Below are 20,015 nucleotides of genomic sequence, written 5' to 3' on the forward strand. Positions count from 1 at the left end.
CATCGATAAGGAGCGTAAGATGAAACTATCCCTCTGCACCGGCGCTGCGCTACTGCTGTGCTCCACGGCCGTACTGGCGGCTCCCGACTCCTGTGAACGGGTCAAAAGCGACATCCAGCAGAAGATCATCAACAATGGCGTACCGGAAACCGCCTTCAGCCTGGCCATTGTGCCAAACGATCAGGCAGACCAGCCCGGGGTTCAGGTGGTCGGTCATTGCGCCAACGACACCTTCAAAATCACCTATACGCGTAACAGCGACAGTCCCGCCGAAAACGACGCTCAGTAAGCCCTCTTCGGTTTCAAATGAAAGATCTTATCCCTGCATTGACCAGGGATAAGGTCTACTGGCTACCCATAACGTATTATCGCTCACCCCTGCGTCTGTTAATGACGTGGCGGTCCTTCTCCGCACAGCATAACTATCATGGAGTGAGCAATGTCGAATCAGGAATCTCCCGGCGGCGTCAGCCGACGCGCGCTACTAAAATCTACAGCCCTCGGCTCCCTGGCGCTGGCCGCCGGCGGGCTGACCCTGCCCTTTACGCTGCGCCGCGCCGCGGCGGCAGTTCAGCAGGCTACAGGCGACACAACCCGCATTGTCTGGGGCGCCTGCTCGGTTAACTGCGGCAGCCGCTGCGCCCTGCGGCTGCACGTGCGTGATGATGAAGTGGTTTACGTCGAAACGGATAACACCGGCGACGACCGCTACGGCGACCATCAGGTCCGCGCCTGCCTGCGCGGGCGTTCGATTCGCCGGCGCATCAATCATCCGGATCGCCTTAACTATCCCATGAAGCGCGTCGGCAAGCGCGGAGAAGGCAAATTTGTCCGCATCAGCTGGCAGGAGGCGCTGGATACCCTCGCCGACCGCCTGAAGAGCGTGGTTGCGCAGTATGGCAACGAAGCCGTATACATTAACTACTCTTCAGGGATCGTCGGCGGCAACATCACCCGTTCGTCGCCTTCCGCGTCGCCGGTGGCGCGTTTAATGAACTGCTACGGCGGCTCGCTTAACCAGTACGGTACCTACAGTACTGCGCAGATTGCCTGCGCCATGCCCTACACCTACGGCAGTAACGACGGCAACAGCACCTCGGATATTGAAAACAGCAAGCTGGTGGTGATGTTCGGCAACAATCCGGCGGAGACCCGGATGAGCGGCGGCGGTATTACCTGGTATCTGGAGCAGGCCCGCGAGCGCTCTAACGCGCGAATGATCGTCATCGATCCGCGCTACACCGATACCGCCGCCGGTCGGGAAGATGAGTGGATCCCCATTCGCCCCGGCACCGACGCCGCGCTGGTGGCCGGTATCGCCTGGGTGTTGATTAACGAAGATCTGGTGGACCAGCCTTTCCTTGATAAATACTGCGTTGGCTACGACGAGAAAACGCTCCCGGCCGGGGTGCCGGCGAATGGTCATTACAAAGCCTATATCCTCGGCGAGGGCGACGACGGGATCGCTAAAACGCCGGAGTGGGCCTCGCGTATTACCGGTATCCCCACCGATCGCATCATTAAGCTGGCGCGCGAAATCGGCATGAGCAAGCCGGCCTACATTTGCCAGGGCTGGGGGCCCCAGCGCCAGGCCAACGGCGAACTCACCGCCCGGGCGATCGCCATGCTGCCGATCTTAACCGGCAACGTCGGCATCAACGGCGGCAATAGCGGCGCCCGCGAATCAACCTACACCATCACCATTGAGCGCCTGCCGGTGCTGGAAAACCCGGTGAAGACCGCCATCTCCTGCTTTACCTGGACCGACGCCATCGCGCGCGGTCCAGAGATGACCGCCAGCCGCGATGGCGTACGCGGAAAAGAGAAGCTGGATGTGCCGATCAAGTTCCTGTGGAACTACGCGGGCAACACCATCATCAACCAGCACTCCGACATCAATAAGACCCACGAAATTCTGCAGGATGAAAGCAAGTGCGAAACCATTGTGGTTATCGACAACTTTATGACCTCGTCGGCGAAATACGCCGACCTGCTGCTGCCCGACCTGATGACCGTTGAGCAGGAGGATATCATTCCTAACGATTACGCCGGCAATATGGGCTATCTGATTTTTATTCAGCCCGCCACCTCAGCGAAGTTCGAACGCAAACCGATTTACTGGATCCTAAGCGAAGTGGCGAAACGACTCGGCGACGACGTACATCAACGTTTTACCGAGGGACGTACCCAGGAACAGTGGCTGCAGTATCTGTACGCCAAAATGGTGGCGAAAGATCCGGCGCTGCCGGCCTACGAGGATCTGAAGCGAATGGGCATCTACAAGCGCAAAGACCCGAACGGTCACTTCGTCGCCTATCGCGACTTCCGGCGCGATCCTGAAGCGCATCCGCTCAAAACCCCGTCCGGCAAAATTGAAATCTACTCCAGCCGACTCGCAGAGATTGCCGCCCGCTGGCAGCTGGAGAAAGACGAAGTTATCAGCCCGCTGCCGGTCTACGCCTCCACATTTGAAGGCTGGGACGATCCGCTGCGTAGCCAGTATCCGCTGCAGCTGTTTGGTTTCCACTATAAAGCGCGCACCCATTCCAGCTACGGCAACGTTGATGTATTACAAGCGGCCTGTCGCCAGGAAGTATGGATCAATCCGCTTGACGCGGAAAAACGCGGGATTAAAAACGGCGATATGGTGCGCGTTTTTAATCAGCGCGGCGAAGTCCGTCTTCCGGCGAAAGTGACGCCACGCATCATGCCGGGGGTCTCGGCGATGGGCCAGGGCGCCTGGCACGACGCCAATATGACCGGAGATCGGATCGACCATGGCGCCTGCATGAATACCCTGACCACCCACCGCCCGTCGCCGCTGGCGAAGGGGAATCCACAGCATACCAACCTGGTCGATATCGAGAAGGTTTAGGGAGTAAACCATGAGCACGCAATATGGATTCTTTATCGACTCCGCTCGCTGTACCGGATGCAAAACCTGCGAGCTGGCCTGTAAGGACTACAAGAACCTGACTCCGGAGGTCAGCTTCCGCCGAATCTATGAATATGCCGGCGGCGACTGGCAGGAGGACAACGGCGTCTGGCAGCAGAACGTGTTTGCCTATTACCTCTCCATCGCCTGTAACCACTGTGAAGATCCGGCCTGCACCAAGGTCTGTCCGAGCGGCGCAATGCATAAGCGCGAAGACGGTTTTGTGGTGGTCAACGAAGAGGTATGCATTGGCTGCCGCTACTGCCATATGGCCTGCCCGTACGGCGCCCCGCAGTACAACGCCGACAAAGGCCATATGACCAAGTGCGATGGCTGTCACGAGCGCGTCGCCGAGGGGAAAAAGCCGATCTGCGTCGAGTCCTGCCCGCTGCGGGCGTTGGATTTCGGGCCAATTGCCGAACTGCGCGCTAAGCACGGCCAGCTGGCCGCGGTAGCGCCGCTGCCGTCGGCGCACTTTACCCGGCCGAGTATCGTTATCAAACCTAACGCCAATGCCCGGCCGTGTGGCGATACCACCGGTTACCTGGCGAACCCGAAGGAGGTGTGAGATGGGAAACGGATGGCATGAATGGCCGCTGGTGCTGTTTACGGTGCTGGGTCAGTGCGTGGTCGGCGCGACCATCGTCAGCGGTCTTGGCTGGCTGGCGCTGGGGGACCAACGGGAAGCCCGGCGGCGGCTGGTGCGCAATATGTTTTTTATCTGGCTGCTGATGGGCATTGGTTTTCTTGCTTCGGTGATGCATCTCGGTTCACCGCTGCGCGCGTTTAACTCGCTGAACCGCATCGGCGCCTCGGCGCTGAGCAACGAAATCGCCAGCGGCGCTCTGTTCTTCGCCGTGGGCGGATTCTGGTGGCTGCTGGCGGTGCTGGAAAAAATGCCGGCGACGCTGGGTAAAGTCTGGCTGGCGATCGCCATGCTGTTAGGGCTGCTGTTTGTCCTCGCAATGACCCGGGTTTACCAAATCAATACCGTGCCAACATGGTACAATGGCTACACCACCAGCGCGTTCTTTCTGACGGTGCTCCTCAGCGGGCCGCTGTTTGCCGCCCTGCTGCTGCGGCTGGCGAAAGTCGACTTTAACGGCTGGTTTTTTGCCGGACTGAGCGTGGCCGCGCTGGTCATCAGCGCCGCAGTTATCATTATGCAAAGCGCCGGGCTCAGTACCCTTCACAGCTCGGTTCAGCAGGCGGCCACCCTGCTGCCAGATTACGGCAAACTCCAGGCGCTACGCCTGGTACTGCTGGCGCTGGGCCTCGGCTGCTGGCTATGTCCGCTGATCCGCCGCCAGCCGCCGCGCGCTACGGGGCTGCTGATCGGCCTGCTGCTGGTCTTGATCGCCGAATGTATTGGCCGCGGCCTGTTTTATGGTCTGCATATGACCGTCGGTATGGCGGTTGCCGGTTAATGAGACGGCGCGCAGGCGCGCGCCGCAGAAAGGAATAAGTGATGATGCCGATCCCAAATCGCGACGCCGTCGCGTTAAGCGCCCGCACCCTGGGCGCGCTGTTCTCTTATGCGCCGAATAGTGCGGAAATTGCGCCGCTGGTCGCCGCCTTCCAGGACGGGAGCTGGCAGCAGCAGTGGCCCTTCCCGGTCGCAGCCCCGCTGGCGTCAGGGTTTGCCGCATCGGCTGAAGAAACGTTGCCGGAAGCCTGGCAGCGCCTGTTTATCGGGCCATGGGCCCTGCCGGCGCCGCCCTGGGGCTCTGTCTGGCTGGATAAAGAGTCTGTGCTGTTTGGCGATTCCACGCTGGCTCTGCGCCAGTGGATGCGCGAGAACGGTATCGCGCTGAAGGCCGATGGCAACGAACCGGAAGATCATTTCGGCACCGTGCTACTCCTGGCGGCATGGTTGTGCGAAACGGAGCAGGATGCGTTGTTCGCTCAGCTGCTGGCCTGGCACCTGCTGCCGTGGTCCGGGCGTTTCCTGAGCGTCTTTGTCGACCATGCCGCCCACCCCTTCTATCAGGCGCTGGGTCAGCTGGCGCAGGCGACTCTGGCGCAGTGGCAGGAGAATCTGCCGATCGCCGTGGCGCAAAAACCGCTCTATCGTTAACCCTTCGCCGCGCCGATATCCGGCGCGGTTTTATTTTGCCGCTTCCCAGCCTTTCACCCGCACTTATCGCTTTTGCATCTAAGGTTATTCCCTATCACAATAAGCCAATGTTTTCCGAACCTCGCCGTGACTAATGCATCGTCTTCATCCCTATCCTGATGTGCAGGTGATGTTTCGCCGCCTGCTGATCGCCACCCTGATTGGCCTTCTCGCCGCCCTGGCGGTGGCGCTGTTTCGCCACGCTATGGTGGTGCTGGAAACGCTGTTGCTCAGTAATGACAGCGGGAGCCTGGTCAACGCCGCACAGTCGCTGCCGGCGTGGCGTCGGCTGGTTACCCCCGCGCTGGGCGGCCTGACGGCGGGAACCTTACTCTGGCTCTGGCAACGACGCAGCGTCGCGCGTCCACATGCCGCCACCGATTATATGGAAGCCCTGGAGACCGGCGACGGCTGTTTCGATACGCCGGCAAGCCTGGTGAAATCACTGGCGTCATTGCTGGTCGTGGTGACCGGCAGCGCGATTGGCCGGGAAGGCGCCATGATCCTGCTGGCCGCGCTGGCGGCCTCGCTGTTTGCCCGTCGCTTCACGCCGCAGAGTGAATGGAAGCTATGGGTCGCCTGCGGCGCGGCTGCCGGGATGGCCAGCGCCTATCATGCCCCGCTGGCCGGCAGCCTGTTTATTGCTGAAATTCTCTTTGGCACGCTGATGCTGGCCTCGCTTGGGCCGGTGGTGATCTCGGCGGTGATCGCCCTGCTGTTGACGCAGTTTCTTAATGGCGGCGCCGCGCCGCTGTATCACGTCGTGTTACAGCAGAACCTCAGCGCCCTGCACTATGGCTTAATGCTAGCGACTGGCCTGCTGGCCGGGCTGTGCGGGCCGCTGTTTATCTGGCTGATGGACTACAGCCACCGCGGGTTCGTTAAACTGAAGCTGGCGCCGCCGTGGCAGCTGGCGCTGGGCGGGCTAATTGTCGGCGGCTTATCGCTCATCACCCCGGCAGTATGGGGCAACGGCTACAGCGTAGTGCAAAGCTATTTGCTGCTGCCGCCGTCCGGTGCGCTGCTGGTGGGCGTATTTATCTGCAAACTGCTGGCGGTGCTGGCCAGCAGCGGCTCCGGCGCGCCTGGCGGGGTCTTTACCCCGACGCTGTTTGTCGGCCTGGCGTTGGGCATGCTGTTTGCCTGCTTCAGCAGGCTGTGGCTGCCGGGAAGTGAAGAAATGGCCATCATGATGGGTCTGACCGGCATGGCGGCGTTTCTGGCCGCCACGACCCATGCGCCGATCATGTCAACCCTGATGATTTGCGAGATGACCGGGCAGTATACGCTGCTGCCCGGTCTGCTGATAACCTGCGTCGTGTCGTCTGTGCTGTCGCGGACGTTACGCCGGGATTCGATCTATCGCCATCACGTTGCCGAGCATGTCTAAGTCGACGTAGCGGCTCAGCTCACGCTGTTCGGCGCGCGGTAGATAAGGCAGCTCGCCGATCAGCGGCGCCGGCAGCTTTTTGCTGAGGACATCGATGATTTCGGCGTAGTGCGCCAGACCGGGGTTGATCCGATTGGCCACCCAGCCAATCAGCGGTAAACCGTCATTGGCGATCGCCTGGGCTGTCAGTAGCGCATGGTTGATGCACCCCTCCTGGATCCCCACCACCATCAGCACTGGGAGCTGCTCCTGAACCACCCACTCGGAGAGCGGCCGCAGGTCGTTCATCAGGCTGCGCCAGCCGCCGGTGCCTTCAACCACCACGTGTTCGACCTGCGCGGCCAGACGCTGCAAACCATCGGACAGCAGACCGTAGTTGATCGGGCAGCTATGCGCCACGCTGCTCTCGTCTTCGCTTAAGGCGATGGGGTTGACAGCCTCATAGGGTAACGCCAGCGTGGAGACGCTCTGCAACACCAGCGCATCTTTGTTACGTAAACCGTCCGGCGTCTCTTTGCTGCCCTTCGCCACAGGCTTATACCCGGCCACGCTTTTGCCTCTGGCAGCAAGTGCCTGCAACAGCGCACGGGAAACCACTGTCTTCCCGACAGAGGTGTCTGTACCTGTAATAAAGAAACGCTTAAACATCACTAACCCCACAGTTTTGTCGATGAAATATACGGGAGAGAAATAATCAACGGTGGGCAAAGTCTACGTGAAGCCGTCTGAGGTCAGCTTGAGATAGCGCAATTTTTGGTGTGACTATGAAAAAATGTTAACCCTGTAACAGTCGTATGAGTAAGGATCCGTTATAGAGCGCATCTTTGACCAGCGCCGCGCCAGCCATCGTTCCGCGGTTGGAGAACTGAGTACTTTCAACGGTAATATGCCGGCTATAGGCTGGGAGAGATTGTTGCCGAATACAGCTGGAAATTGCCGGAAAAAGAATTTCTGCCGCCAGATTGAACGGCGAGCCAATCAGAATTTTCTGCGGATTAAACAGATTGACCATGATCGCCAGAATCCGCCCAACGTGATTACCCACGCCGCTGATGATGTCCCGGGCTAACAAATCGCCCTGCAGCGCCGCCTGACAAAGCCACTCCACGCTCAGCGGACGCTGGTGCAGCAGCGAGCTCATCGACTGCGCCATGCGCATCTGCGCCAGCTCCAGCACGCTTTCTACGCTGGCAATTGTCTCCAGGCAACCATGGTTGCCGCAGTAACAGCGTTTGCCGTAGGGATCGACCTGGGTATGGCCAATCTCCACCAGGCTGCTGCTGCCGGCGTGCAGCAGGCGCCCATCGGTGATCACCCCGGCGCCGACGTTATGATCGATGACCACCTGAATGACGTCCCGGGCGCCGCGCGAGGCGCCAAACAAAGATTCCGCCATAGTCCAGGCGCTGATGTCATGCTGAATATAGACTGGCACCCCGGTATGATTGGCCAGCGCTTCGCCGAGCGGGACATCTTTAACATCCTCATAAAACGGCATGCGATGAATAATGCCATTTTCGGTATCGATAATACCGGGCATCGTCATAGCGATGGAGGTAAGGCGTTCCAGCTTCTTTTGATGGCGAATAAAGAAGCGATCAATATGGTCGATAACGCGCGTCAGAAACGGCGTGCTGTCGGTGAGCGCCAGCTCCAGCTGATCCTCCACCACCAGCTGACTGCTTAAATCACGCAGCGAAAGATGGATCTCACCGCGGCTGATGCGCACCGCCAGATAGTGCCATGCCTCGGTCTCCACCATCAGCCCCACCGCCGAGCGGCCGCGGCTGCCGGGCTCCTGGATCTCGGTCTCCTGAACCAGATGCGCTTCCAGCATTTCGCGGACGATTTTGGTGATGCTGGCCGGCGCCAGTTGCGCAAATCGGGAAAGGTCGATACGCGATACCGGGCCGAGCTGATCAATCAGGCGATACACGGCGCCCGCATTGGTCTGCTTTATTTGATCGATATGGCCTGGTTGACTATCCGCTACCACCATTGACTCCCTTATTTTCGCGCTTCGAAATAAACTTTCGGCTATGGTGAAGCACTTCGACGGTGAACGTCAAATTTTTACTTAGCCTTGTGATTTACCGCACATTTCCAGCCCCTTTTCGCCTCAATTATGCTCGCTTTTCCAGGAGAGCAGCGCCTCACGAAAGCGTTTTGCCAGTGCCCCTTGCTCATGGTGTTTAGACCACACCAGCCACATCTCCGATACCGCATCCTGTTCGTCGATCGGCAGCCAGCGCATTTCACTGAGCTGGACGCGCTGAAAGGAGGCCGGGAGGATCGATACCCCCAGGCCGGCGGCCACCAGACCAATAATCGTCATTGCCTCCCCCACCTCCTGGGCAATCTTCGGCGTGTGGCCGTAGCGGCGCAGCAAGCCGAGGATGTCGTCATACAGGCCAGTGCCGACGTGCGGGTCGAAAAAGACGAAGGGCTCGCGCGCCAGCGCCGCCAGGCTGACCGAGGGCTGGCGGGCCAGCGGGTGATTCGCCGGGACCATCGCCAACAGCGGCTCGCGCAGAACCCGCTCCCACGCCAGGGTGTCCGGCAGTTGAGTATTGCGCAGCAGCCCCAAATCCAGAGCCCCCTCGCTCAGGGGCACTATCTGTTCGCGGGTGTTAGTCTCGCGGGTGAGAATATGCACATCCGGAAGGCGTTGGCGAAACATCGATAGCGTATCGGAGACGGCCTTAATAAAAGGGGCTGAGGAGGTAAAGCCGATGCGCAGCTCACCCGTTTCGCCATGGTGTAGACGGGCGGCGCGAGCTGCCGCCTCATCCACCTGGGCGAGGATTTGTCGGCTATCGGCGAGAAACTGCTTTCCGGCCGCCGTCAGGCTGACGCTGCGGTTGGTACGGGCAAACAGGCGAGCGCCGGTCTGCTGCTCAAGGATCTGAATCTGCTGGCTTAGCGGTGGTTGAGAGATGTTTAGTCGCGCCGCGGCGCGGCCAAAATGTAGCTCCTCGGCGACGGCGACAAAGTAGCGCAAATGACGCAACTCGATATTCATATTTAAAACGTCTTATTTGAGATTATTAATATATTAGACAGAATATTTACATTTTCATACCCTAAAAATGTGAGCTGAATGGTCACAACACTCTGTTGGTAAGCAGCAACTTCTACGCAAGGAATTCTCTGTGAGTCGTACAACAACCGTTGACACCGTGCCGGCGGGCGAGGTCAGCGTCGCTGGTGCATCCCGTCCGGATCCGTTTATTAAGCGTGGCACCCCGCAGTTTATGCGCGTCACTCTCGCGCTGTTCTCCGCCGGTCTGGCCACCTTTGCCCTGCTCTACTGTGTGCAGCCGATCCTGCCGGTGCTGTCGAACGAGTTTGGCGTGTCGCCGGCCAGCAGCAGTATTTCGCTTTCAATTTCCACGGCGATGTTGGCGGTGGGCCTGCTGTTTACCGGCCCGCTGTCGGACGCTATAGGCCGCAAGCCGGTGATGGTCACCGCCCTGCTGCTGGCCGCCTGCTGTTCACTGTTGTCGACTATGATGACCAGCTGGCACGGCATCCTGATTATGCGCGCGCTCATCGGCCTGTCGCTGAGCGGCGTAGCGGCGGTCGGCATGACCTATCTGAGCGAGGAGATCCACCCCAGTTTCGTCGCCTTTTCGATGGGGTTATATATCAGCGGCAACTCCATCGGCGGCATGAGCGGCCGCTTGCTGACCGGGGTCTTTACCGATTTCTTCGGCTGGCGCGTGGCGCTGGCGGCGATCAGCGGCTTTGCGCTGGCCGCGGCGATTATGTTCTGGCGTATCCTGCCCGAGTCGCGCCATTTCCGCCCGACCTCGCTGCGACCGAAAACGCTGCTGATTAACTTCCGTCTGCACTGGCGCGACCGTGGCCTGCCGCTGCTGTTCATCGAAGGTTTTCTGCTGATGGGCGCTTTTGTCACCCTGTTTAACTATATTGGCTACCGGCTGATGATGTCGCCGTGGTCGTTAAGCCAGGCGGTGGTAGGCCTGCTGTCGGTAGCTTATCTCACCGGGACCTGGAGTTCACCGAAGGCAGGGGCCATGACCGTACGCTTTGGCCGCGGGCCGGTGATGCTTGGCTTTACAGCGGTGATGCTCTGCGGCCTGCTGCTGACGCTCTTTTCTTCCCTGTGGCTTATTTTCATCGGCATGCTGCTGTTTTCCGCTGGCTTCTTCGCCGCGCATTCCGTCGCCAGCAGCTGGATTGGCCCACGCGCCCGCCGCGCCCGCGGTCAGGCGTCATCGCTGTATTTGTTCAGCTATTATTTGGGTTCAAGTCTTGCCGGGACGTTAGGCGGGGTATTCTGGCATCACTACGGCTGGAACGGCGTCGGTGGGTTTATCGCGCTGCTGCTCCTTGCCGCGCTGTTGACCGGCACCTGCTTACATCAGCGACTGAAATAGTCGCGTGTGACGTGGCCTGCGGGCCACGTTTCACCACATGCCCATTATGGAAGACAAGCCCATCAGCTCTCTGACGGCATCAACGGACAGTAGTGCAATAAACAGCCAGGTGAACGGATTCATAAACCACCCCCGAACCTCCAGACCTGTGTAATCGATCACAGTTTAGTACCGATATGTTACCGTTTTCTGTCACACCGATCACAGAGGTGAGCTTATTCTCCCGCCATGTGTCTTTCCCTTCCCCTGTGCGCAACGCTCGACCCGCCGGGCGTATCAGGATAGTGTAGAGGCAAAGCGATAATCTCTTTATTCACCTGTCACGGACCGAACGCCACTATGACTGAAAATACGCCTTATCAGCAGCTTACCCGTACCTTTCAGCGCCTGTCGCGCTTTTCGCATCTCGCCGCCATCGCCGGCTGGGATATGTTCGCGATGATGCCCCCGGGCGGGAGCGTCGCCCGCGGCGAAGCGCTGGCCGAGCTCGGCGTGCTGCAGCATCAAATCCTGACCGATAAAAAAGTGGGACAATGGTTACAGGAGGCCCGCCAGCAGGATCTTAATGATGTTGAACAGGCCAACCTGCGGGAAATGCAGCGTCAGTACGATCAGGCGGCGCTGCTGCCGGAGAGCCTGGTGGAAGCAAAATCGCTGGCCGGCAGCCGCTGCGAACATGCCTGGCGCAGCCAGCGTCCCGCCAATGACTGGACGGGCTTTGCCGACAACCTACGCGAGGTGGTCAGACTGAGCCGTCAGGAAGCGCAGATCCGCGCCGATGCCAGGGGCGGCTCACGCTACGACGCGCTGCTGGATATTTTCGAACCGGATATGACCAGCGCGCGGCTGGACAGCCTGTTCGCCGATCTCAAATCGTGGCTACCTTCCCTGCTTAGCCAGGCGGTGGAGAAGCAGGCGAAGCAGACGCTAATCGCCCCGCAGGGGCCTTTCCCCATTGCTGAACAACGGGAGCTGGGCCTGCAGGCGATGCGTATCCTTGGCTTTGACTTCGACGGCGGGCGCCTCGACATCAGCGCCCACCCGTTCTGCGGCGGCGTACCCCAGGATGTGCGCATCACCACCCGCTACAACGAAAACGACCTGCTCAGCGCTCTGTTCGGCGTGATCCACGAAACCGGCCACGCCCGCTACGAGCAGAATCTACCTCGCCCGTGGGTCGACCAGCCCGTAGGACTCGCCCGCTCCACCGCTATCCACGAGTCGCAGAGCCTGTTTTTTGAAATGCAGCTGGGACGCAGCGAGCGGTTTCTTAACCGCCTGTTACCGGCGGTGCGCGAGCGGTTTGGCGATCGGCCGGCCTTTAGCCAGGAGAATTTTGTCGCCTGGAATCAGCAGGTGAAACCCGGCTTTATTCGCGTCGATGCCGATGAGGTGAGCTACCCGGCGCATGTCATCCTGCGTTATGAAATTGAACGTGCGCTGATCGACGGCGAGATTGAGGTAGATGATATCCCGTCGCTGTGGGACGAGAAAATGCAGCACTGGCTGGGGCTGTCGACCACCGGCAACTATCGGGATGGTTGCATGCAGGATATTCACTGGACCGACGGCGGATTCGGCTATTTCCCTTCCTATACCCTGGGTGCGATGTATGCCGCGCAGTTGATGGCCGCGGCCCGCCGCGCGCTGCCGACATTAGATCGCGATATTGAGGAAGGCGATTTCAGCGCCCTGTTCGACTGGCTGCGGCAGAATATCTGGCAGCATGGCAGCCGCTTCACCACCTCGCAGTTGATTCAGCAGGCCACCGGTGAGGATCTTAATAGCCGCTACTTCCGCGAGCACCTGACCACTCGCTACCTGTAATCATACGCGCCGGGCTACCCGGCGCGTCCTGTCGTTCCTGCCTTGTACATTCGGTTACACGCCGATACCAAACACTCACGGAAAGCTCGAAAAGACAAGCATATAGTGATTTCACCGGCCCCGCAGTGGGGTTGAAATTAAGAAAACTTTTCGAGGATATCAGAATGAAAAAAGTATTAGCTCTGGTCGTTGCCGCTGCTATGGGTCTCTCTTCCGCCGCTTTCGCTGCTGACGCAGTAAGCACCACTCAGGCACCGGCTGCCACCCACAGCACGGCTGCCAAGACCACCCATCACAAAAAACACCACAAAGCCGCGGCAAAACCGGCTGCAGAGCAGAAAGCTCAGGCTGCCAAAAAACACAAAAAAGCAGAAGCTAAACCAGCCGCTGCTCAGAAAGCCCAGGCCGCTAAAAAACACAAAAAAGTAGCAGCTAAACCAGCTGCTCCGCAGAAAGCTCAGGCGGCGAAAAAACACCACAAAACCACTAAACACCAGGCCGCTAAACCGACTGCACAGCCGGCAGCATAATTCCTCCCGGTGAACCAACCTTCTTAATAATCGGCGCTGTTTCAGCGCCGTTTTTTCTGGAGAGCACTATGCTGCGGCGCTATCGTTTTGAGCTCATCCTGATCCTGCTAATTATATGCGCAGTGGTTGCAACCCGTTTTTTCCTCTCTTAATTATTTATCCCGCGCTCGCATTTTGCTGCTTCTACCAGCTTTTCATTAAAATGAATACCGTGCGGCTATCGCTGACCCGCTCCCCGCTTCCCATTATCCTGTGACTCTCTGCGGCGCAAAAAAATGTCCGGCGCCAGAAGACGCCAGACATGTTAGTCGTAATATGTCGCACGCCTGGCCCTTGCCGGGTGGCGCGCCCATCACAATGCACGCACGGCTTCCATCACCAGATAGCCGGTCGCGCCCCAGATAGCGACTGAGACCAGGGAAACATAAACCAGTGCGCGAATACCTTTTTTAGACATAAGCCCTCCGAACGCAGGGGAAATAGAGTTCAGGCTATCATCGCCGGTACTACCTCTCTATTTACTCAACGGCAGGGCGACGGTAACAACGTTTTCGGTGAGAAAATGTTTCGCATTGAAAATAATTACGAGAGGCGTAAAGAAGTGCGAATTCCGGTGAAGTTCTGGTGGGTAAAAGTATTATTTTTGGGCATTATGCTGACAAACCAGGAATAATCCCACGGATGAATTGCTGCATTATTAACCGAATTCAGTACGTTCTGATACATGAATTTTGTTGCGCAAGACGCCACTTTCTGCGGAAATAGCACAAGCAGAACACTGGTATTAACCGCTTGAAATCAGGAGGTTTTACCAGCGCCAGCCCCCACCGCGCGCTGATGTGGTATACGGTTTGGCCTGTTTAGAATTATTGTTTACTTTCAAAAACTTAAATCTCCTGCTACTGTCAATAGACATCATAGCCTCCCCAGAGAGTGATATGCGTAGAGACGTTCTGTTATTACTGTGTTCATTTTATCTGTTACCTCTGGGCGCACATGCCGATGATAGCGGACTGAGCGCCAAAGATATTAAGACGTTGTTTTTCGGTCACGATGACCGCAAAGCGGTGAACCGCCCCGAGGAGAGTCCGTGGGACGCGATTGGCCAGCTGGAAACCGCCAGCGGCAATCTGTGTACGGCGACGCTCATCTCTCCGCATCTGGCGCTGACCGCGGGCCACTGTCTGTTAACGCCCCCGCGCGGCAAGCCGGACAAAGCGGTCGCCCTGCGCTTTATTTCCCGCAAGGGCAACTGGGTCTATGAGATCCACGGCATTGACGGGCGAGTCGATCCCAGCTTAGGCAGACGCCTGAAAGCCGATGGCGACGGCTGGATTGTCCCTTCCGCTGCGGCGCCGTCCGATTTTGGCCTGATCGTGCTGCGCTATGCTCCGTCTGGCATTACGCCGATCCCGCTCTTTCCGGGCAGCAAGGCCGATCTCACCGCCGCGCTGAAGGCGGCGGACCGTAAAGTTACCCAGTCTGGCTATCCTGAAGATCATCTCGATAATCTTTACAGCCACCAGGATTGCATCGTGACAGGGTGGGCGCAAACCAGCGTACTGTCGCATCAGTGTGACACCCTGCCTGGCGACAGCGGCTCGCCGCTGCTGCTGAAAACGGAGGACGGCTGGCAGGTGATCGCCGTGCAGAGTTCGGCCCCCGGCCCGCAGGATCGCTGGCGGGCGGACAATCGCGCCATTGCGGTGACTGGCTTTCGCGATAAGCTGGAGGCGCTTGCCGGTGAGTAATGGACCGAGGCCGGTGAAGAATATCATTATTGACATCGTCCTGGCGGAAATGATTTTCCGCCAGCCGAAAGCAGTGAACCTGCGCAGCCCTCAGCGTCACCTGACACAATTACAGCGGGGCCAGGCGTGAAGGAAGTTTCCATTTGCCGCCTGGCTTTGCAGGCGGCGAGACGTCAGGCGAGTTTAATTAACACCATGCCGGCTACCAGCAGGATAACCCCCGCCCAGCCTTTGTTATTCAGACGCTGACCAAACAGCACCCAGCCGGCGGCGATGGTCGCCGCGATACCGAAGCCGCCCCACAGCGCATAGGCGACCGAGAGATCGATCCCTTTAACCGCCTGCGACAGGGCGCTGAACGCGCCCAATACTGCCGCCAGGGACAGGATGCCGTAGATCTTGCGGCGGAAGCCGTCGGAAAACTTCAAAAAGACGTTGGCAATAATTTCCAGCACAATGGCGATTGCCAGCCAGGCGGCGTGGATCCACTCAAACTGCTGCATGGGCCACCTCCTGCTTGGAAGACGCTTTTTTCTGGGTGCCGGACTTAATTAAGACGATCCCTATCACCAGGGTGGTCAAGCCGGCTATTTTCAGCAGGGACAGACTCTCATCAAACAGCAGCACGCTGAACAGGGTAATCAGTAAAATACCGATCCCTTCCCACAACGCATAGGCCACACCGAGGGCAATCTTTTTAACCGCAAAGGCAAGAAAAATATATGACAGGGCAATCATGGCCAGCATTAAAATAAAGCCGGTGTGCCCGCCGCTCACGCTTGCCCATTTCATAGACAAGGTGCCGGTAATTTCAGCAATAATTGCTAAAGCTAATAAAATCCAATAAAACATGATCCCTTCTCCTGCTTGAGAATATAATCCATTACCGTTTACGCGAGACGTAAACAGGAAAATTTCTGACGTAGATATCGCTGTGCGCTTGGCGCCAGCTCAGGCAGAAAGAAGGTGACTATAGCGCCGAATGCCAGTGCTGTTCGCCGGCAAAACGGGAAAAAGTGAGGGATACTGCGGGGTGATTTAAAATATACATCCTGAACTGATTGTCCATAAAATTACAATTATCCGCGGTGTTGCTTCTCGTCCGGTGCGGATGAAAATTGTCCTCAGTAGTTAAACACAGGTAGATTTGTAGCATAGTGCTACATTTAATTCAAAGACTTTGCAATTCTTTACGCCGCGGTTTTTGTTCAATGCGTTTTTTCTGCAAAAAAGCGTCATTATGCTAATGTAACGCAACCTGTTAATAGGCAAGGAAGTTTGAGGTCGGGATCCTATGGCTAAACCCATTATTACACTTAACGGATTAAAGATGGTCATCATGTTGGGTATGCTGGTGATCATCCTTACCGGCATTCGCTTTGCGGCGGACATAATCGTCCCGTTTATCCTGGCGCTTTTTCTGGCGGTGATCATCAATCCTCTGGTCCAGCTACTGGTCCGCTGCCGGGTGCCGCGCGTGCTGGCGATCTCGCTACTGATTGGCCTGATTGTTATGTTAGCCATTGTGCTGCTGGCCTCGCTGGGGACCTCGCTCAACGAGCTGGCGCGCACCCTGCCGCAGTATCGCAACTATCTCTATGAGCCGATGCAAACCATCGCGCCCTGGCTGCAGCGTATGGGATTCACCGTTTCGGTGGTCGAGCTCAATAAGTACATCGACCCTAACGCCGTAATGACCCTGGTCACCAGCCTGCTCACTCAGCTGTCGAATGCCATGTCTTCTATTTTTCTGCTGCTGCTGACGGTGGTGTTTATGCTGCTGGAGGTGCCGCAGCTTCCCGCTAAGCTGCAGCAGTTAATGTCCAGACCAGTAGAAGGCATGGGCGCCATCCAGCGGGCCATCGACAGCGTATCGCATTATCTGGTGCTGAAAACTGCGATAAGCCTGATCACCGGCCTGGTGGTCTGGGGCATGCTGGTGCTGCTGGATGTGCGCTTCGCCTTTATGTGGGGGCTACTGGCCTTCGCGCTTAACTATATTCCCAATATCGGTTCCGTGCTGGCGGCCATTCCGCCGATCCTGCAGGTGCTGGTATTCGGTGGTCTGTACGAGGCGCTGGTAGTGCTGGCCGGCTACCTGATCGTCAACCTGGTATTCGGCAATATTCTCGAACCTCGTATCATGGGGCGCGGGCTGGGCCTCTCGACGCTGGTGGTATTCCTGTCCTTAATCTTCTGGGGATGGTTGCTGGGTCCGGTTGGCATGCTGCTCTCGGTGCCGTTGACGATTATCGTCAAAATTGCCCTCGAGCAGACCAGCGGCGGGCAGAGTATCGCTTTCTTATTAAGCGATGTCAGTAAACAGTAGTCCTTCCGCAGGCCGGCGCTTCGCCGGCCTGCTCCCTGCCCTACACTCTCTCCGTAGACCACTACGCCTTATGTATTATTGATCCGCATCACAAACGTTGCGGCGGAATCGTTACTCTGATGCTAACGATCGGCCACCGCGCTTAATTGATGCTCATAGCCTCGCGTCGCACACTAATCTCCACCAGGACAAACAAAACGATTTGTCGAATCAGGAGGTTATTAATGAATGCCGAACAAACGACGGGGCGGGTCTGGAACCGTCGCCGAACGGAAAAACAGCGGCGGCTGGCCGAGGCGAACATGCCAGGTAAGGTCATCCCGACTGACCAGTTGGTCAGCGTACTGGAAAACCTGCTCGCCCCCGGCGACCGGGTTGTGCTGGAAGGCAACAACCAGAAACAGGCCGATTTCCTCTCGCGCATGCTGGCGGAAGTTAATCCGCAAAAAATCCACGACCTGCATATGATTATGCCCAGCGTCGGGCGCAGCGAGCATCTGGACCTGTTTGAAAAAGGTATTGCCCGCAAGCTGGATTTCTCTTTCTCCGGCACCCAGAGCCTGCGCATTTCGCAACTACTGGAAGATGGCCTGCTCGAAATCGGCGCCATCCACACCTATATCGAACTCTACTCGCGCCTGTACGTCGATCTGTCGCCAAACGTCGCGCTGATTGCCGGCTATAAAGCTGACCGCAAAGGCAACCTGTATACCGGACCGAGTACCGAAGATACCCCGGCGCTGGTGGAAGCCGCCGCCTTCCACGACGGCATTGTGATAGCCCAGGTCAACGAACTGGTGGACGACGAATGCGATCTGCCGCGCGTCGATATTCCCGGCTCGTGGATCGATTACGTGGTGGTTGCCGACAAGCCGTTCTTTATCGAACCGCTCTTCACCCGCGATCCGCGCCTGATTAAGCAAGAACACATACTGATGGCGATGATGGCGATCAAGGGCATCTATGCGGAACATCAGGTGCAGTCGCTTAACCACGGTATCGGCTTTAATACCGCCGCCATCGAGTTGCTGTTGCCGACCTATGGCGAGCAGCTCGGCCTGAAAGGCAAAATCTGTAAACACTGGACCCTGAATCCGCATCCAACCTTAATCCCGGCCATCGAGAGCGGCTGGGTGGAGAGCGTGCACTGCTTCGGCGGCGAACTGGGGATGGAAGAGTACATCCGCGCCCGCCCGGATATCTTCTTTACCGGCCCGGATGGCTCGATGCGCTCTAACCGCGCCTTCTGCCAGCTGGCGGGCCAGTACGCGGTAGATATGTTCATTGGTTCAACCCTGCAGGTGGATGGTCTGGCTAACTCCTCGACCGTCACCCGCGGCCGTCTTTCCGGCTTCGGCGGCGCGCCGAACATGGGCCACGACCCGCACGGTCGCCGCCACGCCACCCCGGCATGGCTCAATATGATCACCGAGCCGGACCCGATGCAGCGCGGTAAAAAGCTGGTGGTGCAGATGGTCGAAACCTTCCAGGCCGGCGTGAAACCAACCTTCGTTGAGACGCTGGATGCAGTTGAGGTGGCGAAAACCTCCGGCATGCCGCTGGCGCCGGTGATGATTTATGGTGATGACGTCACCCACGTCCTGACCGAAGAGGGTATCGCCTACCTGTACCGTGCGGAGAGCCTTGAAGAGCGCCGGGCGATGGTCGCCGCGGTGGCCGGGATCACCGATATCGGCCTTGGTGTGGACGCCAAACGCGTCGCCGCGCTGCGTCAGAGCGGCAAAGTGGTCTACCCGGAAGATCTCGGGATTCGCCGCAGCGATGCCACCCGCTCCCTGCTGGCCGCCGGCAGCGTCGCCGACCTGGTGGAGTGGTCCGACGGACTGTACAACCCACCGGCAAAATTCCGGAGCTGGTAATGAAAAATCTCTCCCCCCTGCACGCAGAAAGCCGCGTCAGCTGGCTGGCGCATACCGCCAGCGCCTGTCTGATTGACGAAGCCCGTCTGAGCCCGAAACCGGGTCTGGTGGATAGCCGCGGCAACGGCGCGCATCAGGACCTGAATCTGGCGCTGATGGAGCGCTCCGCCCGCAGCCTGCAGCCGACCTTTCACGCGCTGGCCGAGCAAAGCTGGCGTCGCCCGGCGGACATCGCCCTGCGCGAAACCGTCGGCCGCCTTGGCCGCGAAGGCGAAGCGCAGATGATGCTGGCGACGGGTGGGGTTAACACCCACCGCGGCGCTATCTGGGCGCTAGGCCTGCTGGTCAGCGCGGTGGCGATGTTGGGTGGAGAGGGTCAGTCACAGGCGATCGCCGACGCCGCCGCCGCCCTCGCCCGCCTGCCCGACGGCTTCGCGCCGAAAAGCTTTAGTAAAGGGCTTCGCGCCAGCCGCCGCTGGCAGGTGCCAGGCGCCCGCGAGGAAGCGCAGTGTGGTTTCCCGCATATCACCCGCCTGGCGCTGCCGCAACTGCAGCACAGCCGGGCGCGAGGCGCCAGTGAGCCGCAGGCGCAGCTTGATGCGCTGATGGCCATCATGACCTCGCTGAGCGATACCTGCGTGCTGTCGCGCGCCGGTATGGCCGGGCTGCAGGCCATGCAGCAAGGCGCTTGTGAGGTGCTGGCGGCTGGCGGTTGCGCCAGTTTCGCCGGGCGCGCCGCCCTGGCCCGCCTGGACGCAATCATGCTGGCGCAAAACGCCTCGCCGGGAGGCGCCGCCGATCTCCTTGCCGCCACCCTGTTTCTCGACAGAGTTGCCGGCTAACGCATTCAGAGG

20 protein-coding genes are annotated in these 20,015 nt (G+C 58.6%); 14 read left to right on the forward strand and 6 right to left on the reverse strand.

The window, feature by feature from the left end:
• The first annotated feature begins 19 nt into the window (after positions 1 to 19).
• The 6 genes from ACR809_RS13430 (at position 20) to clcB (ending at position 6,441) form a co-directional block, all read left to right on the forward strand.
• Entirely contained in the window at positions 20 to 289 is a 270-nt protein-coding gene (locus ACR809_RS13430) for a DUF1161 domain-containing protein (protein ID WP_002903714.1), read from the forward strand.
• Between the two features lie 150 nt (positions 290 to 439).
• Positions 440 to 2,875, forward strand: coding sequence for a selenate/tellurate reductase subunit YnfE (ynfE, locus tag ACR809_RS13435; protein ID WP_122051336.1), 2,436 nt, complete (start codon positions 440 to 442; stop codon positions 2,873 to 2,875).
• A 10-nt stretch (positions 2,876 to 2,885) separates the two neighbouring features.
• A complete protein-coding gene (locus tag ACR809_RS13440; RefSeq protein ID WP_004152235.1) occupies positions 2,886 to 3,503 on the forward strand; it encodes a DMSO/selenate family reductase complex B subunit in 618 nt (205 codons plus the stop codon).
• A 1-nt stretch (position 3,504) separates the two neighbouring features.
• A complete protein-coding gene (locus ACR809_RS13445) occupies positions 3,505 to 4,362 on the forward strand; it encodes a DmsC/YnfH family molybdoenzyme membrane anchor subunit (protein WP_002903710.1) in 858 nt (285 codons plus the stop codon).
• A 41-nt stretch (positions 4,363 to 4,403) separates the two neighbouring features.
• The gene (gene dmsD, locus ACR809_RS13450; protein ID WP_040188183.1) at positions 4,404 to 5,012 is read left to right on the forward strand and encodes a Tat proofreading chaperone DmsD; all 609 of its coding nucleotides are present in this window, start codon (positions 4,404 to 4,406) and stop codon (positions 5,010 to 5,012) included.
• A 133-nt stretch (positions 5,013 to 5,145) separates the two neighbouring features.
• A complete protein-coding gene (gene clcB, locus ACR809_RS13455) occupies positions 5,146 to 6,441 on the forward strand; it encodes a voltage-gated ClC-type chloride channel ClcB (protein WP_122051337.1) in 1,296 nt (431 codons plus the stop codon).
• Here the strand turns inward: clcB and bioD are convergent.
• The 3 genes from bioD to ACR809_RS13470 all read right to left on the reverse strand — a co-directional run bounded on the left by bioD (position 6,394) and on the right by ACR809_RS13470 (position 9,463).
• Entirely contained in the window at positions 6,394 to 7,089 is a 696-nt protein-coding gene (bioD, locus tag ACR809_RS13460; protein ID WP_002903703.1) for a dethiobiotin synthase, read from the reverse strand. The two genes, clcB and bioD, sit on opposite strands and share 48 nt — an antisense overlap.
• Positions 7,090 to 7,216: 127 nt before the next feature.
• The gene (mlc, locus tag ACR809_RS13465) at positions 7,217 to 8,437 is read right to left on the reverse strand and encodes a sugar metabolism global transcriptional regulator Mlc (RefSeq protein WP_032433865.1); all 1,221 of its coding nucleotides are present in this window, start codon (positions 8,435 to 8,437) and stop codon (positions 7,217 to 7,219) included.
• Positions 8,438 to 8,560: 123 nt separating this feature from the next.
• Positions 8,561 to 9,463, reverse strand: coding sequence for a LysR family transcriptional regulator (locus tag ACR809_RS13470; protein ID WP_002903700.1), 903 nt, complete (start codon positions 9,461 to 9,463; stop codon positions 8,561 to 8,563).
• A 130-nt stretch (positions 9,464 to 9,593) separates the two neighbouring features.
• On the opposite strand from ACR809_RS13470, the gene ACR809_RS13475 reads away from it, so the two are divergent.
• On the forward strand, positions 9,594 to 10,844 hold the full coding sequence (locus ACR809_RS13475; RefSeq protein ID WP_002903698.1) for an MFS transporter: 1,251 nt from the start codon (positions 9,594 to 9,596) through the stop codon (positions 10,842 to 10,844).
• A gap of 30 nt (positions 10,845 to 10,874) precedes the next feature.
• Here the strand turns inward: ACR809_RS13475 and ACR809_RS13480 are convergent, their stop codons facing one another.
• Positions 10,875 to 10,967 (reverse strand): KPN_01571 family protein, encoded by a 93-nt coding sequence (locus ACR809_RS13480; RefSeq protein WP_004206050.1) that lies wholly within the window; start codon positions 10,965 to 10,967, stop codon positions 10,875 to 10,877.
• Between the two features lie 216 nt (positions 10,968 to 11,183).
• On the opposite strand from ACR809_RS13480, the gene ACR809_RS13485 reads away from it, so the two are divergent.
• The 4 genes from ACR809_RS13485 to ACR809_RS13500 all read left to right on the forward strand — a co-directional run bounded on the left by ACR809_RS13485 (position 11,184) and on the right by ACR809_RS13500 (position 15,082).
• Positions 11,184 to 12,671 (forward strand): carboxypeptidase M32, encoded by a 1,488-nt coding sequence (locus ACR809_RS13485; protein WP_122051338.1) that lies wholly within the window; start codon positions 11,184 to 11,186, stop codon positions 12,669 to 12,671.
• 164 nt (positions 12,672 to 12,835) lie between these two features.
• Entirely contained in the window at positions 12,836 to 13,201 is a 366-nt protein-coding gene (gene asr, locus ACR809_RS13490; RefSeq protein ID WP_122051339.1) for an acid resistance repetitive basic protein Asr, read from the forward strand.
• A gap of 938 nt (positions 13,202 to 14,139) precedes the next feature.
• Entirely contained in the window at positions 14,140 to 14,952 is an 813-nt protein-coding gene (locus ACR809_RS13495; RefSeq protein WP_002903687.1) for a trypsin-like serine peptidase, read from the forward strand.
• A gap of 13 nt (positions 14,953 to 14,965) precedes the next feature.
• The gene (locus ACR809_RS13500; RefSeq protein WP_002903685.1) at positions 14,966 to 15,082 is read left to right on the forward strand and encodes a hypothetical protein; all 117 of its coding nucleotides are present in this window, start codon (positions 14,966 to 14,968) and stop codon (positions 15,080 to 15,082) included.
• Positions 15,083 to 15,125: 43 nt separating this feature from the next.
• Here the strand turns inward: ACR809_RS13500 and kpnF are convergent, their stop codons facing one another.
• Together kpnF and kpnE are read right to left on the reverse strand one after the other, a co-directional pair.
• Complete coding sequence (gene kpnF, locus ACR809_RS13505) at positions 15,126 to 15,455, reverse strand: multidrug efflux SMR transporter subunit KpnF (RefSeq protein ID WP_002903683.1); 330 nt, start codon at positions 15,453 to 15,455, stop codon at positions 15,126 to 15,128.
• Positions 15,442 to 15,804 (reverse strand): multidrug efflux SMR transporter subunit KpnE, encoded by a 363-nt coding sequence (kpnE, locus tag ACR809_RS13510; RefSeq protein WP_002903681.1) that lies wholly within the window; start codon positions 15,802 to 15,804, stop codon positions 15,442 to 15,444. Before kpnE ends, kpnF begins: the two co-directional genes overlap by 14 nt.
• A gap of 442 nt (positions 15,805 to 16,246) precedes the next feature.
• Here kpnE and ACR809_RS13515 point away from each other — a divergent pair, with 442 nt between their 5' ends.
• From ACR809_RS13515 to ACR809_RS13525, 3 genes are all read left to right on the forward strand, one after another.
• Positions 16,247 to 17,281 (forward strand): AI-2E family transporter, encoded by a 1,035-nt coding sequence (locus ACR809_RS13515; protein ID WP_002903679.1) that lies wholly within the window; start codon positions 16,247 to 16,249, stop codon positions 17,279 to 17,281.
• Between the two features lie 224 nt (positions 17,282 to 17,505).
• Positions 17,506 to 19,161 (forward strand): malonate decarboxylase subunit alpha, encoded by a 1,656-nt coding sequence (gene mdcA / locus ACR809_RS13520; RefSeq protein ID WP_004176297.1) that lies wholly within the window; start codon positions 17,506 to 17,508, stop codon positions 19,159 to 19,161.
• Complete coding sequence (locus tag ACR809_RS13525) at positions 19,161 to 20,003, forward strand: triphosphoribosyl-dephospho-CoA synthase (protein ID WP_009486289.1); 843 nt, start codon at positions 19,161 to 19,163, stop codon at positions 20,001 to 20,003. The genes mdcA and ACR809_RS13525 overlap by 1 nt, the downstream gene beginning before the upstream one ends.
• Positions 20,004 to 20,015: the final 12 nt, after the last annotated feature.

The sequence above is a fragment of the Klebsiella sp. CD33 genome (genome assembly GCF_051992865.1).
Classification (GTDB): Bacteria; Pseudomonadota; Gammaproteobacteria; order Enterobacterales; family Enterobacteriaceae; genus Klebsiella; species Klebsiella pneumoniae.

Excerpts from the sequence above, each read along its gene's own strand:
- ACR809_RS13495 (WP_002903687.1), top strand. The coding sequence starts at position 14,140 with ATGCGTAGAGACGTTCTGTTATTACTGTGTTCATTTTATCTGTTACCT.
- clcB (WP_122051337.1), top strand. The coding sequence starts at position 5,146 with ATGCATCGTCTTCATCCCTATCCTGATGTGCAGGTGATGTTTCGCCGC.
- ACR809_RS13480 (WP_004206050.1), bottom strand. The coding sequence starts at position 10,967 with ATGAATCCGTTCACCTGGCTGTTTATTGCACTACTGTCCGTTGATGCC.
- dmsD (WP_040188183.1), top strand. The coding sequence starts at position 4,404 with ATGATGCCGATCCCAAATCGCGACGCCGTCGCGTTAAGCGCCCGCACC.
- bioD (WP_002903703.1), bottom strand. The coding sequence starts at position 7,089 with ATGTTTAAGCGTTTCTTTATTACAGGTACAGACACCTCTGTCGGGAAG.
- ynfE (WP_122051336.1), top strand. The coding sequence starts at position 440 with ATGTCGAATCAGGAATCTCCCGGCGGCGTCAGCCGACGCGCGCTACTA.
- ACR809_RS13515 (WP_002903679.1), top strand. The coding sequence starts at position 16,247 with ATGGCTAAACCCATTATTACACTTAACGGATTAAAGATGGTCATCATG.
- mdcA (WP_004176297.1), top strand. The coding sequence starts at position 17,506 with ATGAATGCCGAACAAACGACGGGGCGGGTCTGGAACCGTCGCCGAACG.
- ACR809_RS13445 (WP_002903710.1), top strand. The coding sequence starts at position 3,505 with ATGGGAAACGGATGGCATGAATGGCCGCTGGTGCTGTTTACGGTGCTG.
- kpnF (WP_002903683.1), bottom strand. The coding sequence starts at position 15,455 with ATGCAGCAGTTTGAGTGGATCCACGCCGCCTGGCTGGCAATCGCCATT.
- ACR809_RS13440 (WP_004152235.1), top strand. The coding sequence starts at position 2,886 with ATGAGCACGCAATATGGATTCTTTATCGACTCCGCTCGCTGTACCGGA.
- ACR809_RS13525 (WP_009486289.1), top strand. The coding sequence starts at position 19,161 with ATGAAAAATCTCTCCCCCCTGCACGCAGAAAGCCGCGTCAGCTGGCTG.
- ACR809_RS13485 (WP_122051338.1), top strand. The coding sequence starts at position 11,184 with ATGACTGAAAATACGCCTTATCAGCAGCTTACCCGTACCTTTCAGCGC.
- asr (WP_122051339.1), top strand. The coding sequence starts at position 12,836 with ATGAAAAAAGTATTAGCTCTGGTCGTTGCCGCTGCTATGGGTCTCTCT.
- ACR809_RS13470 (WP_002903700.1), bottom strand. The coding sequence starts at position 9,463 with ATGAATATCGAGTTGCGTCATTTGCGCTACTTTGTCGCCGTCGCCGAG.
- ACR809_RS13430 (WP_002903714.1), top strand. The coding sequence starts at position 20 with ATGAAACTATCCCTCTGCACCGGCGCTGCGCTACTGCTGTGCTCCACG.
- kpnE (WP_002903681.1), bottom strand. The coding sequence starts at position 15,804 with ATGTTTTATTGGATTTTATTAGCTTTAGCAATTATTGCTGAAATTACC.